The following is a 13,689-nucleotide window of genomic DNA, read 5'->3' on the forward strand; positions in this document are numbered from 1 at the left end:
AACCGATCATTTTTTAAAACATTAAACCTTCATTCATGGAACAAAACTTTGCAAATTCGAGTGAGATCAGGTACGCACAGGTAAGCAGCGACGAGCGCTCTATCGCAATTCTCACACATGTACTATCCATCTTCTTTTCCATCCTCGCTCCGTTAATCATATATCTTGTAAAAAGGAATGAATCACGTTATGTAGGTGAGCATGCCAAAGAAGCATTGAATTTCGGAATCAGCGTGGTTATCTATTGCATCATCTGCATACCACTGATATTTATAATCATAGGTATTTTCTTTTTGATTGCTATTGGTATAGGTTCGCTTATTATTTACATCATTGCGGCCGTAAAAGCGGCTGATGATGTGCTTTACCGTTATCCTTTCACGATCAGATTCATCAAGTAGTTTTACTTTTTTTAAGTTAATTCATTGATAAAGGCTTTCATAAACGAAAGCCTTTATTAATTTTGGTACTGCAATTGTTCCAATATCTATGACACATTGTATTATTCAATAAAAACCGAAACTTTATGAAACAAGTTTTACTCTTGATTTCTCTTTCATTATTGATTACTTCCTGCGCAAGAAAACGAATGATGGAAAGGGTGCAGCAATATAACATCCGTACTATTGCTATTCTTCCTGCTCAATTAGAAGTAACCGGAAACATTCCAAAGAAATTAACGCCTGAACAGGTGAGTGAGATGGTTGCAAAAAATACAACGTTTCTAAACCGTGCTTTGTATATCGACCTGGTGCAGTATGTTGATACCCGCCTTCGTCGCTACTCGCAGGTTCAATTTCAAAGCTCAGAGCGTACTAAAAAACTACTGGAGGAAAAAGGCATCACTGATTCTGCATCCTGGCAAATGGATCCTGCAGAGCTTTCAAAAATACTGGGTGTTGATGCAGTAGTATCAACCAAGGTAACACAGAACCATATCCTCAGTAATGAAGTTGCAATGGGTGTTGATGTAGTAGGTGGTATTCTTAACCGTACCGTGCCGGGCATTGGTGTGCCAACAGGAATGGCACGCACAAGTGATATGTTTGTGAGTAGTGCTCTTGTGAAAGAAGGATATACTGTGTGGAGTACACGCTTTACTAATCAAACCGATTGGAACTATCCGTTCCAGCAGTCCATTCAAAATGTAACAAGAGCTATTGCAAGAAGATTTCCTTTATAAAGAATCCTGTCAATAAAAAAGTCGTTCTACGTTAGCAGAACGACTTTTTTTATGGGTAGAATAAAATTAATCCCAGCCTTTTTTTGCAGTGCCTGCAGCAATTGCAGCCAGAGCTTTTGCTTCGCCTAATAAGGCAGTGAGTTTGTTACCTTTTCCATCATCACCTTTAGCAATGTATCCACCTTTAGCTGTACGCTCAACTACTGCATTCTGGATAGGAACGTTCTTTTCTTTTGTCTTTACGTTATACGCTGTTAATTCCATAATTTAATTTTTTATGAGGGGGTTAGTTAATAATTACCGTCACTCGGTTCGGGCTAAAGTACAGATTTTCGCTAAAAAAGGGCTCAAAATGCTTTCCACAGCCGCTATGCATTGAAAATCAATAAAAAAGCGACCCGGATTGACGGGCCGCTTGCATGATTTGTATAAAATTCCGCCTTAGATGTCCAGGTTTGCGTACTTGGCGTGGCTTTCAATAAACTCCCTTCTTGGAGCAACTTCATCGCCCATAAGCATGCTGAATACCCTGTCGGCCTCTGCTGCACTTTCAATCGTAACCATCTTCAGCGCACGTGTTCCCGGGTTCATGGTTGTTTCCCATAACTGGTCGGCATTCATTTCACCCAAACCTTTGTATCGTTGTACGCCCACACTGTCTTCTTTACCTGCACCGAATTGGGCAACGTAAGCTTTGCGTTCTTCTTCATTCCACGCATAAGCCATTTCCTTTCCTTTCTTCACCTGGTATAACGGTGGCTGTGCGAGATAGAGATAACCCTGCTCAACAATCGCCGTCATATAACGGAAGAAGAAAGTTAGGATCAATGTGGCGATATGACTACCATCCACATCGGCATCCGTCATGATAATGATCTTATGATAACGAAGCTTGCTGATGTCTAACGCTTTTGGATCTTCAGGAGTGCCCATCTTTACACCAAGAGCTGTAAACATGTTGCGGATCTCTTCGTTATCGTAGATCTTATGCTCCATTGCTTTCTCTACGTTCAATATTTTACCACGTAAAGGAAGAATGGCCTGGAAACTACGGTCACGGCCTTGCTTTGCAGTACCACCCGCCGAATCACCTTCGACCAAATATAATTCGCAACGTTCAGGATCACGATCAGAGCAATCGGCAAGTTTACCGGGCAAACCGCCACCGCTTAATACGGTTTTACGTTGCACCAGTTCACGTGCTTTCTTTGCTGCTGCTCTTGCCTGTGCTGCAAGAATAATTTTTTGAACAATGTTCTTTGCTTCTCTTGGATTTTCTTCGAGATAAGCTTCGAGTGTGCGGCTTACCGATGTTTCAACAATACCACTTACCTCGCTGTTACCGAGCTTGGTTTTTGTTTGACCTTCAAACTGAGGTTCTGGAACCTTCACCGAAATGATAGCAGTTAATCCTTCACGGAAATCATCACCTTCAACATCTACTTTGGCTTTTTCAAATAAGCCCTCTTTTTTACCGTATGATGTAAACACTCTGGTAATTGATCTGCGGAAACCTGTTACGTGAGTGCCTCCTTCAATGGTGTTGATGTTGTTTACATAGGAGAAGATATGTTCACTGTACGAGTCATTATACACCATCGCCACTTCTACTGCTACATTACTCTCAGGGTCATGGCCATCCATGTAGATCACTTGTGGTAACAGCGGACTGCGTTTACCATTCTTCTCGATCAATTCTACAAATTCGGTGATACCGCCTTCGCTGAAGAATGTGTTACTGTAAGTTGCACCACTCTCATCCACTTCACGAAGATCGTTGAGGATAATGCGGATGCCTTTATTCAGAAATGATAATTCACGTAAACGTGCTTCAAGAATTTCTTTTTTATAAACAGATGCGGTGAAGATGGTCGTATCGGGCCAGAAATGAACTCTTGTACCTGTAATATCGCTTACGCCTGCTTCACGAACAGGATACTGAGGAACACCAATGCGATATTCCTGCTCAAATATTTTTCCTTCACGCTGAACGGTTACCTGCAGTTTAGATGATAATGCGTTAACGCAACTTACACCCACACCATGCAAACCACCTGATACTTTGTAAGAACCTTTATCGAACTTACCACCGGCGTGCAACACAGTCATTACAACTTCAAGAGCTGAACGTTTTTCTTTTGTATGCATGGCTGTGGGAATACCACGACCATCATCCTGCACACTGATGCTGTTATCTTCATGAATGTTAACCGTAATGTTTTTACAATAACCTGCTAATGCTTCATCAATTGAGTTGTCGACCACTTCATACACGAGGTGGTGCAAACCTTTTTCACTGATATCGCCAATATACATGGCGGGACGCTTACGAACCGCTTCTAAACCTTCTAAAACCTGGATACTATCGGCACCATAACCTGCATTTTGCGCTGCTGCGCTGATGGCTTTTTCCTGTAAGTCTGTTAACTCTGTGCTCATATAATGATTCTCAAAAAATCTGATTGGGAGTGGTGAAAATATATTCGGACAAATGTACGGAAAAGGCAGCGCTTGAAGCGATTTTTAAAGCCGATTTTACAGCAAGAAATCCACAATTTTCTTACTGAAAATGAAGCGTTTGGAACAGGTTGTGGAATTCTTGAAAACGGAGAAGGCACGGCGGTTCTTTTTTCCTTCAAAAACATGACAAAACTCTGTCAATAGCCCATGATAGTAGCCCTGCTTTATGACCTATCTTTGCCCACCGATGCAGCAATTGAACGACATACTCACACTCGCCAACCGAAACCCGCTCTTATCGCATGAGCTGGATCTCGTGTATGAAAAGGAAAAACAAATTCCCGGCTCGGTGCAGTATGGTATTTATCGCTACAAATTGCTCCCACATGTAACTCCGGAAGACACAGCAGTTCTCGTTTATAATTCGCATCCACAGCAATCAAAGGAGCGAAACATTGAGCTGCGATTCTGCATCAACGGTAATAAATATTGTAACAGCAAAACCTGCGCAAACGGGGTTTGTAAAAAAACTTCGGATGATTGTACAGCTGAACCTACGATTGATGTATTCATGTTCCGTTTTTCCCCGTCCTATCTCACTCCATTTGTAAAAGGAAAAACCATTACAACAAAAAGTGAGCGTGTGCTTGCGTTTAAGGAAAAACAATCGTTCAGCACAACCGTTAATCTTTGCAGCCGCATCAGAACGGTATTGGAAAACCTGTTACAGCACAACTACAGTAATGCACTGGAGAATATTTATGTAAACAGCCAGTTGCAAACATTGCTGTTGTATGGTTTAGAATGTTTAACTGATCAGAAAGCCGAGGAAAGTTTTGTCTGCCGTTTTCTTGCAACAGATAACGCAAAAGATACTATTCTGCAGGCAAGGGAAATTTTATTGCAACGTATTGGCGAGCCCATCACCATTAAAGAATTGAGCCGTAAAGTTGGCACCAACGAATGTTATCTGAAGAAAGGGTTCAAAGAAATGTTCGGCACTACTATCTTCGAATTCTACCAGAGCCAGCGAATGGAACACGCTAAATATCTTTTATACGAAAAAGGATTAAGCGTTACCGAAGTAAGTGCATTACTCGGTTATTCCTCTATCTCACACTTTTCTACTGCGTTTAAAAAGCACACGGGTTTAAAACCATGTGAACTTCTCTTCAGGTCATAATTTTCGACAAACTCTATTTCTTCTCTTTTTGTAAGTACTGTTTTACAGCGTCATTATCCGAAGAATAAAAGCAAGGTTAACTGCCTTAAAGATGCTGTAAATAGTAAGAAACAATATTTATATCTGCTTATACTTACGAAGAATCAACGAAGGATGAACGAAGGAAACTTGCATTTGCCAGCCATAATAGTTAAATTAGTATTACTAAAAACAAGGCTATGGCACAAAGCACAAACAGTTTATTACTGCGCCAGGTAAGAGGGCAGATCGGTAAGCAGTTTGTTGTAAAACAGTATGGTAAGAAGACGGTAATTACTGCTTACCCTGATATGAGTAATGTAAAACCAAGCAAGGCGCAGAAAGCCAACCGAAAACAATTTGCCAAAGCGGTTGCCTATGCGCAAGCTATTTTACATGATCCTGTGAAGAAGAAAGCGTTTGCTGCGAAGTTGAAAAAAGGGGAGAGTGTTTACCATGCAGCGATAAGAGAGTTTCATGCGAAAAATAAGTAGCGTATTTTATTTCAGTTGGTGAAGACAGCAACCGATAAGAAAATAACGAGGGCTGTTATTAGTGCATTAACCAGAGCTATTATTATCATTGCGACAAGAAGCATTGTTGATTATATAACTGTTGTTATTGCTCCAGGAAAAGTGATTGCATTAATTTAGATGAGAAAAATAACAAAGCTCATTTGCAGCAGCTTTGCAGAGCATTTTCATTAAACCGGTTATATGAACAGAAAATCATTTTTGAAAGGTTCGGTACTTACTTCAGGTTCCGTTATACTGGCTGGTGCAAACGGTGTGTATGCACAGGGTTTGGAGAACAGCCCTATTGACAAGCTTACCGATGCGTCAGGGAACTTTGTACATCTTTCATTGCCATATAGTGAATCTTTTTTAGAACCTTATATGGATGCAGAAACAGTTCACCTGCATCATATCTTTCATCATGGAGGCGCTGTAAAAGCAGCCAATGTTGACCTGCAAAAGATCAGAAAAGCAATGGATGAAAATAATTTTGAAACGGTTGATTACTGGACAAAGAAATTATCTTATCATTTTTCTTCGCATGTGCTGCATACTATTTTCTGGACAAATCTTACCAATAAAAAGAATGAACCTTCGGGTGAATTGCTGAAACGTATTGAAAAAGATTTCGGGAGCTACGATAAACTGAAAGGATATATTGCCGCCACATCAAAGAACGTAGATGGTAATGGTTGGGGTATTTTGGGTTACCAACCTTATTCTGATAAGCTTACTATTCTTCAATGTGAGAACCATGAAAAATTAACGCAGTGGGGTGTTATCCCATTACTGGTAATTGATGTTTGGGAACATGCTTATTACCTGAAGTATAAAAATAAACGGGCCGATTTTGTTGATACGATGTTGCAGATCATCAATTGGGATAATGTGGCAGAGCGGTTGAATGCGGCATTGCATATTAAGTGATTTTTATTGGTTGATGAGGGCAACAACCGATAAGAAATTCTCACTCCCGGGGTCGGCTATGCCAGACCCCGGGCTGACGAAAATCTCCATCTAAAAAGCTTTCAATAAAATCAGCAATTTTCTTAGCATCCCATTCGTTAGTTTCACGTTGGAAATCCGGCTTCCTAATACTTGAGAAAAAAAAGGAATCCGTTTTTAGGTCTTCGATCGAGATGGTTTCTTTTTTCTTAGCAGGATTTATCGTGTCCTGTACTTCAAAATCTTCTCTTTGTATGAGTGCGTCAAGGTTAATTTTAGCCATAATATTTTTTTAGCTCAGATACTATTACTTAAATTCTATTTTGTTGAAACGAGTAATTCTCTTACGTCTACATCTAACGCTTCTGCAATCTCAAAAAGCGTTTCGATTGTTGGTTGCATTTGGTTAGTGCACCATTTGGAAACAGTGGTCCTGTTTTTATTTAATTTTTCAGCAAGCCAGTTATTAGTCTTCGATCTTTCAGCTAAAACAGCCTTAATTCTATTAGCTGCTTTCTTTTCTGTTGTCATAAAAAATTGCCTTTAACAGTGATTATTCTGTAAAATAAGCAGAATGCCCAAAGCAAAAAATTGCTATATTTAGTGTTTAAGGCTAAATAATTTGCTTTTAAAGCATAAAATGAATATTTTTGAGCTAAATGCTCTTCATGAGGAACTATACGAAGGCTGATCTGGAAGAACTCGTTTTTTGTCAATTGGAAAACCTGAGTGCCATGCATGATTTATTAAGTGTTATGAAAACACAGACGGAATTGCTACGTAAGGCCAATAAGAAACTAAAGGACGAGATGGTTGAATTCAAGGCAACTTATAGTTCCTACATAAAGAAGCAAGCGAAGGTAAAAACACCATGAGTTTATCAATCTAACGAAACACTATTTACCATGTTCAGTTGTCATTTGCCAAAAGGTTTTGAACGGATACCTGTTCGATTAACGGATGAGGAACAAAAAGCAACAAAGCAAATCATTGCTGATTTTTTTGGTGCCTATCATCTTGATGAGATACGTAATCACCTTGGTGCATTAACAGAAATTGCGCTGACCAAAGACAACAGTTATTATGATACGGCAAGAGAACGGGATCATGTGCTTTGGTTTTATTATCAGGTGGAGAGAATGATTGAAGCAATGTGGGTGGAAGAGAGGAGAAGGCACAAGGAACAAGGCGGAAGAAAGAAAATCCAAAAAACAAAATACAAGAGGAAGGCACAAGGAAAAAGCCGGTAGCCGGTAGTGGATAGTAGAATGTATGATGTAGGATTTATGATTTTACAATACAGTTGTTATGGAAGAGCATCAATTAAAAAGTGGTTTTATAGAAGAGGAGTGGATACGGATGTTATTTGTGCTGGCTGATACGCAGGAATGGATGGAAGAAATGAGTAAACGTCTTTTTCATGTTGTACCGGTTGCCGGCCAGCGGAAATACCAGCGGCAAACTTATTACCTGACGGTAAGTGCGCTGGCGCATATACTGGAAGGGCATTACTACAAGATCAATCGTCATCCATCAAAAGGGAAGTTTCATGTTTCTCTTCCCCGCTTACTTGAATTATTGAGAGATGCTTCGGCGGCTGAGGCCAGACTAATGAATGGCAGCATTCAGTTTTACCGTGAGCTGGATGCAGGTGAGGTGATAGGGTTTGACCGTAATGGCCATGCAGTAAAATTCCTGACGGTGATAACTGATGCTGGAGGGCGGGTTGTGACGGCGTTTCCGGGGGAGATTGGTTCTAAGTTTTAGGTTCTAAGTTGTAAGAAGTTCTAAGTGGTAAGAAGCTCTTGTTTCCGTATTGCGTAATATTTAGAGCCTACTTGGGCAGTGGCTACTTGTTTGTAAATTGCTTTCACAAAGATTACATTTGGCTCTCCGAATTATGCTGAATTTGGGGTATAATTACAATTTGTCAGTCAATACCTAAATATGAGAACACAGGCTACCTTTTTCTTGTCGTTGTTACTATTAATTTTATCTGTTGCAGGCTATTCACAAATGCGGACGGTGTATACCGACAGCGTTGAAGGGAATGAAATTTATAAAATCAGTTTCTATTCTGAAAAGGAAGGTTTTGTGGCCTTTCGAGATTGGATCGGGTTTACATCAGACAGCGGTCATACGTTTACCCGTAAAGCAATTACGCTGACCAATGTAGATTATAACGGTTATTGGGATGTTAACCTTACGTTTGGGTTTGGGATAAACGGGGTAAAAGCATTTGATAAGAATACACTAATTGTTTATGGTGATTATGGATTGGTGCCAGCTATTTTATATTCAGTAAATGGCGGCACATCGTTTAAACTTGTATATCATGATCAGTATAACCCTCTCTCACTTACCGGTGGTATTACCGATATGATTTTTCCTCAAAATGCAACTACAGGATATGCGATAGATGCAGACAGGGTGTTAAAAACTACTAATAAGGGTTTAACATGGTCGCCCGTAAAAATAATGACAGGAAGTTATTTTTCTTATTTGGATGCGCCGGATGATTATACTGTTTATGCATTTTCTTCAGGAATTCTTAAAAACAAGCTTATTAAGACCAGTGATGGAGGCAACAACTGGCAAACACTTACAATTCCTGCTTTAACTGATGGCATGTTGTTTTATGCCACTTTCCTTAACAGTAACACCGGCTGGATAACTATGACCGGGAATAACGGAGAAGGATACGTGTATAAAACAACAAACGGCGGATCAAACTGGACTTTACAAAACAATCCATTGGCAGCTTCATTTGCCGGCATAAGAATGAAATTTATTGACAACAATACAGGTTATGCACTTTCAGGGTTATTTAAAGTATATAAAACCACCGATGGTGGTGCCGTTTGGGAACCTTTACAAAAGAATAACTCTTTTGCTTATCTCAACTACTCTCATAACGATTTACATTTTTACAGCACTAATCAATTTTGGGCCGGTGGCGGGCATGGATTTCTTGAAATTACTACCAATGGTGGAGGTACCCCTTTACCTAGAGCGTATTTTATCATAGATTCAACGGGTTTTGCTGCCAGTGGAAAAATATCCTTAGTTAATCATTCAAAGAGTAATTACAGTTATCAATGGTTGGTGAACAGCACTCCCATTGCTACTACTTTTAATGCAAGCTATACCCATAACGTAAACAGCCTATACGATACCGTGAGGTTGATTGTGTCCGATGGTATATTCAGCGATACGGCTGTTCGGTACCAGAGTTTTTATCCTCCCGTATCAGTTGCTTCATTTACGCCAACAACCGGCGCAACCGGAACTGAAGTGATAATTACAGGTACTAATTTCGCAGGAACAAAGGCGGTTTACTTCGGCAATGTTGCTGCTTCGAGTTTTTCAATGCAATCTTCAACTACTATTAAAGCCATAGTAGGCAGCGGCGCCACAGGAAGCGTTAGAGTTGTAACCGCAACAGGCAGTGGCAGTTTACCCGGATTTACTTTTATACCAGCTCCGTCTATCTTAACTTTTTTACCAACGTCTGCAACAGCAGGCACCACTGTTACGATTACCGGATCAAATTTTACCAATGCATCTGCTGTAAGTTTTGGCGGAGTACCGGCTACATCGTTTACGGTAGTTAGCGATACCAAGATTACTGCCATTGTTCCTTCAGGAAACGATGGATCTGTGGTTGTTAAAACACCCGGAGGCGTTGCTACACTTACAGGTTTTGTTGCTATACCAACTATCAGCTCATTTACTCCAACGAAAGGTACACAGGGTACAGTCATGAAAATAACCGGAACTTCATTTTCCGATACGTTGTTAATAACAGTAGGAGGTATACGTGTACTTTCTTACAAAATTAATTCCTCGGTAAGCGTAACGGCTATTGTGGGAGCAGGTTCATCTGGCGATGTGGTTGTCACGAGACCTGGTGGTCATTCATCGAAGGGCACTTTTACGTGGTTTCCGCCGCCTGTAATAACTTCTTTTACCCCGCAAGCCGGACCTGTGGGAAGTTCAATTACAATTACAGGAACTGGATTTAATGAAGGTATTGCTAATAATGTGGTTTACATTGGTGGCATTAAAGCAATTATTAACAGCGCATCCGCTACTTCCATAAATATAACGATACCAACAGGTGCTGTGTCTGGTTATATTACTGTTAACAGCAATAATCTAATTGCTTACTCTCCCAAATCATTTTCTCTGATTTTTGCAGAAGGAGGCACTATAGATACTACGTCATTTAAAGCAGATACTTTAATCAGTACAAATACGAATGGCGCTTCAGGAATTAGTTCTGCAGATTTAGATGGTGATGGGAAAACAGATATTATCATTAGTAAATATGGGTATTATTCTATTGACAATGGACTGTTAATCTATCGCAATGTTAGTACCGGAAGCAAACCTGTATTTGCAAGCCCATTGGATTTAACTGGTTTTGATTATGGCTCTGTAACGGTAGCTGATATTGACGGCGATGGGAAACCAGATATTATTTCTAAGACAACAATTTTACGTAATACATCGGTGCCCGGCAATCTTTCTTTTGTTAATAGCTATTCATTATCAGCTGCCAATTCGGTTTCAGGCACAGCTGTTAAAGATGTAGATGGAGACGGCAAGCCTGATATTGTAACCAGCACCTATCCAGCAGGACTGGTAGGTGTTTTCAGGAATATCAGCGAACCCGGAGCAATTGATTTCGCAGCTCCGGTTAGCTTCGCAGCGGGCGGAGGCAGAAATATATTACTGGAGGATTTGAATAATGACCGCAAACCTGATTTAATTATTCCTGATGCAGTAGAAAACAAATTTGTTGTAATGAAGAACAGCTGTACAAAAGGTAATATATCATTTACAGGTTCACAAATTTTTCCTGGTTATACGCACGCCAGTGTCAGTACTGCAGATTTCGATGGGGATGGAAAATCTGACTTGGTATTTGCCGGAAATGATAAACATAAAGCTGCTGTTTTTCGTAACATTACTAATGGGGGAACTATTCAGTTTGATACAGTAAAAGAATTTGATGCAACATCAGCTCCAGAGGGAATAACTACAGAAGATTTCGATGGTGATGGGAGGCCGGATATTGGTCTTAATCTTTTGAATTACAATTTGCAGATATTAAAAAATACAACTGTAAATGGTAATGTATCTTTTGCGCAACCTGTTCGGTTCACACCCGGAGATTTCCGGGGGTTTCACTATCATACTGCAGGTGATTTTAATAAAGATGGGAAGCCAGATCTGGCGGTGATTTCTGAACCTAACCGTAGCTTAACAATTTACATGAATCATGTAAAACCTGCTCCTTTCATTACTTCTTTCAGCCCTACTATTGGGGAATCCGGCACCGTTGTAACCATAACCGGTAGTAATTTTTCAAATGTATCTGCTGTAAGTTTTGGAGGTGTGCCTGCGGCTTCTTATACTGTAAACTCCACTACAGAAATATCAGCGATTGTGGGTGACGGCGCTTCCGGTGCATTGGTTGTGACCAACAATTATGGTTCAGCAGTTAGTTATAGTTTTGTTTATAAGTTTCCTCCGTTAGTAACATCAATAGCTCCTGCTTCCGGTCCTGCAGGTACGATAGTAACCATCACCGGAAATTATTTTGATAGCATTGCATCCAAAAACATTGTACGTGTAGGGGGCATCAAAGCGCCGGTTATAAATGCAAGTAAAACCTCATTAACAATAAGTATCCCAGCCGGGATTAAATATGATGATCTTAGTGTAACAACCGATGGCCTGACAGCTTGGGCCCCAACACAGTTTAATTTAACCTTTCCCGGTGGTCCAGCTATTTTCTCTTCTGCTTTATTTGACCCACCTATTCTTCGTAATGAAGGGACACTAGCCAATATGGCTGATATTGATGATGACGGTAAAAATGATTTAGTGCTTGCATATGGTAATTCTCTTGCTATTTCCCGTAACAACAGCACAGCAGGCGTTATTAACTTTGCGAGTAATGTATTATTTCCTTTGGGTTTTACTTCCTCCAGACCCGAAGTTGCAGATTTAGATGGTGATGGGAAACCGGACATTATTGTTTTCTCTAACTCCAGTGTGAACATATTTCGAAATACCAGCACCCCTGGAGTTATTACATTAGCGTCTCCTGCCATCCTAAGTTTTGATCCTGCAATTGTCTGGCCGAGGGAAATAAAAGTGAGAGATATTGACCTTGACGGCAAGCCGGAAATTGTGCTGATTGCTTATAGTTCAAAATCTGTTACCATATATAGAAATAACTCAAACGCAGGGGTTATCAAATTCGAACAGCCTGTAAATTATGGTCTTTTCAGCTATGGTAATATGCTGGATTTAAAAGATTTGGATGGTGATGGCAAACCTGAAATAGTAGCAACAGCTACAACAATTAATGTTTATCCTAATATCAGTGTGCCTGGTTCTATACGATTTGCCAACAGAAAAGAATATCCCGGTGGTAACTGGCCGACAGGGATAGCGACAACAGATATGGATGGTAACGGGAAACAAGATATAGTCGTATCGAACATTAATGGTTCGGATATACATATATATCCCAATAACTGCACACCTGGCAATTTTTCGATCGATGGCAGTGTGAAATTTGTTACGAGCTATGGCCCTAACACACTATGCGTTGGAGACTGGGATGGAGATGGTAAACCTGATTTATGTTCCGTAAATATCTACGAACCAAGATCTATCTCGCTGCTTAAGAATGTAAGTACACCGGGAAATTTCAGTTTGCAACCAAGATTTGATATACAAACCGGCAACAACTATGGATCTACTGGATTGGCCTGTGATATAGATATGGATGGCGCAACAGACCTACTGGTTTCTTTTTCAGGACTTGTAACTGCTGTTTACCGTAACAAATTAAATAGTGTTGTTACAAGCATTGATAATGTATCAGCTTCGGCGTATGGTATCCGTTGTTATCCGAACCCTGTAAGCAATGTATTGGTTATTGACAAACTGAGATTGACAGACAAATGGAAGACAGTGACAATAGCCAGTATCGAAGGGAAACAGGTTTTACCAGTGTTGGCTGCAGAAAACAAAACATCACTCTCTGTGAATACTTCTGCTTTACCAGGAGGGTTATATATGGTTATACTTGAAAATACGCAGCATAAAAAAATACATTTTAAGATTATGAAGAAATAGAAGAAGGAAGAGGTAAGGGTCTATCATAGAGGATAAGTACTTTTTTACTTCTAATGATCGTACGAAATACTTCATCCGAAAAATTCGGTTGGCCAGTTTACCCATAAACGGTTTTCTTATTTGGAGGGGGAAGATATCTAAAACGAACAACCGTTCTTTCTTAACAACTAACAGGCACGCTTAAAACGTGCCTGTTTCCGTATTGCGTAAACAGTTTTCCTCAT

The 13,689-nt window shown here is 40.1% G+C and carries 13 protein-coding genes; 9 read left to right on the forward strand and 4 right to left on the reverse strand.

Annotated elements, in window-relative coordinates:
* The first annotated feature begins 35 nt into the window (after window positions 1-35).
* Together VK159_RS11345 and VK159_RS11350 are read left to right on the forward strand one after the other, a co-directional pair.
* Complete coding sequence (locus VK159_RS11345) at window positions 36-401, forward strand: DUF4870 domain-containing protein (protein WP_182802352.1); 366 nt, start codon at window positions 36-38, stop codon at window positions 399-401.
* Between the two features lie 125 nt (window positions 402-526).
* On the forward strand, window positions 527-1,183 hold the full coding sequence (locus tag VK159_RS11350; RefSeq protein WP_324230252.1) for a hypothetical protein: 657 nt from the start codon (window positions 527-529) through the stop codon (window positions 1,181-1,183).
* Window positions 1,184-1,249: 66 nt separating this feature from the next.
* Here the strand turns inward: VK159_RS11350 and VK159_RS11355 are convergent, their stop codons facing one another.
* Entirely contained in the window at window positions 1,250-1,447 is a 198-nt protein-coding gene (locus tag VK159_RS11355; RefSeq protein ID WP_182802350.1) for a hypothetical protein, read from the reverse strand.
* A gap of 177 nt (window positions 1,448-1,624) precedes the next feature.
* Complete coding sequence (gyrB, locus tag VK159_RS11360) at window positions 1,625-3,622, reverse strand: DNA topoisomerase (ATP-hydrolyzing) subunit B (RefSeq protein ID WP_324230253.1); 1,998 nt, start codon at window positions 3,620-3,622, stop codon at window positions 1,625-1,627.
* A 247-nt stretch (window positions 3,623-3,869) separates the two neighbouring features.
* Here gyrB and VK159_RS11365 point away from each other — a divergent pair, with 247 nt between their 5' ends.
* The 3 genes from VK159_RS11365 (at window position 3,870) to VK159_RS11375 (ending at window position 6,286) form a co-directional block, all read left to right on the forward strand.
* Complete coding sequence (locus VK159_RS11365; RefSeq protein WP_324230254.1) at window positions 3,870-4,826, forward strand: AraC family transcriptional regulator; 957 nt, start codon at window positions 3,870-3,872, stop codon at window positions 4,824-4,826.
* 218 nt (window positions 4,827-5,044) lie between these two features.
* A complete protein-coding gene (locus VK159_RS11370) occupies window positions 5,045-5,338 on the forward strand; it encodes a hypothetical protein (RefSeq protein WP_324230255.1) in 294 nt (97 codons plus the stop codon).
* Between the two features lie 222 nt (window positions 5,339-5,560).
* The gene (locus tag VK159_RS11375; protein WP_324230256.1) at window positions 5,561-6,286 is read left to right on the forward strand and encodes a superoxide dismutase; all 726 of its coding nucleotides are present in this window, start codon (window positions 5,561-5,563) and stop codon (window positions 6,284-6,286) included.
* A 40-nt stretch (window positions 6,287-6,326) separates the two neighbouring features.
* Here VK159_RS11375 and VK159_RS11380 read toward each other — a convergent pair whose 3' ends face one another.
* Both VK159_RS11380 and VK159_RS11385 read right to left on the reverse strand, forming a co-directional pair.
* Window positions 6,327-6,587 (reverse strand): hypothetical protein, encoded by a 261-nt coding sequence (locus tag VK159_RS11380; RefSeq protein WP_324230257.1) that lies wholly within the window; start codon window positions 6,585-6,587, stop codon window positions 6,327-6,329.
* 35 nt (window positions 6,588-6,622) lie between these two features.
* A complete protein-coding gene (locus VK159_RS11385; RefSeq protein WP_324230258.1) occupies window positions 6,623-6,835 on the reverse strand; it encodes a helix-turn-helix transcriptional regulator in 213 nt (70 codons plus the stop codon).
* A gap of 137 nt (window positions 6,836-6,972) precedes the next feature.
* Here VK159_RS11385 and VK159_RS11390 point away from each other — a divergent pair, with 137 nt between their 5' ends.
* From VK159_RS11390 to VK159_RS11405, 4 genes are all read left to right on the forward strand, one after another.
* Window positions 6,973-7,179, forward strand: a complete 207-nt coding sequence (locus VK159_RS11390) for a hypothetical protein (protein ID WP_324230259.1) — start codon at window positions 6,973-6,975, stop codon at window positions 7,177-7,179.
* 30 nt (window positions 7,180-7,209) lie between these two features.
* A complete protein-coding gene (locus VK159_RS11395; protein WP_324230260.1) occupies window positions 7,210-7,554 on the forward strand; it encodes a hypothetical protein in 345 nt (114 codons plus the stop codon).
* 58 nt (window positions 7,555-7,612) lie between these two features.
* Entirely contained in the window at window positions 7,613-8,071 is a 459-nt protein-coding gene (locus tag VK159_RS11400) for a hypothetical protein (RefSeq protein WP_324230261.1), read from the forward strand.
* A gap of 180 nt (window positions 8,072-8,251) precedes the next feature.
* Window positions 8,252-13,465 carry an FG-GAP-like repeat-containing protein gene (locus VK159_RS11405; RefSeq protein WP_324230262.1) on the forward strand — a complete coding sequence of 1,738 codons (5,214 nt, stop codon included), beginning with the start codon at window positions 8,252-8,254 and terminating at the stop codon, window positions 13,463-13,465.
* Window positions 13,466-13,689: the final 224 nt, after the last annotated feature.

It is taken from the genome of Lacibacter sp. (genome assembly GCF_035299325.1).
Taxonomy (GTDB): Bacteria; Bacteroidota; Bacteroidia; order Chitinophagales; family Chitinophagaceae; genus Lacibacter.

What these genes read in the sequence shown, in the direction of transcription:
- gyrB (WP_324230253.1), bottom strand. Translation starts at nt 3,622, where the DNA reads ATGAGCACAGAGTTAACAGACTTACAGGAAAAAGCCATCAGCGCAGCA.
- VK159_RS11385 (WP_324230258.1), bottom strand. Translation starts at nt 6,835, where the DNA reads ATGACAACAGAAAAGAAAGCAGCTAATAGAATTAAGGCTGTTTTAGCT.
- VK159_RS11370 (WP_324230255.1), top strand. Translation starts at nt 5,045, where the DNA reads ATGGCACAAAGCACAAACAGTTTATTACTGCGCCAGGTAAGAGGGCAG.
- VK159_RS11395 (WP_324230260.1), top strand. Translation starts at nt 7,210, where the DNA reads ATGTTCAGTTGTCATTTGCCAAAAGGTTTTGAACGGATACCTGTTCGA.
- VK159_RS11390 (WP_324230259.1), top strand. Translation starts at nt 6,973, where the DNA reads ATGAGGAACTATACGAAGGCTGATCTGGAAGAACTCGTTTTTTGTCAA.
- VK159_RS11405 (WP_324230262.1), top strand. Translation starts at nt 8,252, where the DNA reads ATGAGAACACAGGCTACCTTTTTCTTGTCGTTGTTACTATTAATTTTA.
- VK159_RS11345 (WP_182802352.1), top strand. Translation starts at nt 36, where the DNA reads ATGGAACAAAACTTTGCAAATTCGAGTGAGATCAGGTACGCACAGGTA.
- VK159_RS11350 (WP_324230252.1), top strand. Translation starts at nt 527, where the DNA reads ATGAAACAAGTTTTACTCTTGATTTCTCTTTCATTATTGATTACTTCC.
- VK159_RS11365 (WP_324230254.1), top strand. Translation starts at nt 3,870, where the DNA reads ATGACCTATCTTTGCCCACCGATGCAGCAATTGAACGACATACTCACA.
- VK159_RS11400 (WP_324230261.1), top strand. Translation starts at nt 7,613, where the DNA reads ATGGAAGAGCATCAATTAAAAAGTGGTTTTATAGAAGAGGAGTGGATA.
- VK159_RS11380 (WP_324230257.1), bottom strand. Translation starts at nt 6,587, where the DNA reads ATGGCTAAAATTAACCTTGACGCACTCATACAAAGAGAAGATTTTGAA.
- VK159_RS11375 (WP_324230256.1), top strand. Translation starts at nt 5,561, where the DNA reads ATGAACAGAAAATCATTTTTGAAAGGTTCGGTACTTACTTCAGGTTCC.
- VK159_RS11355 (WP_182802350.1), bottom strand. Translation starts at nt 1,447, where the DNA reads ATGGAATTAACAGCGTATAACGTAAAGACAAAAGAAAAGAACGTTCCT.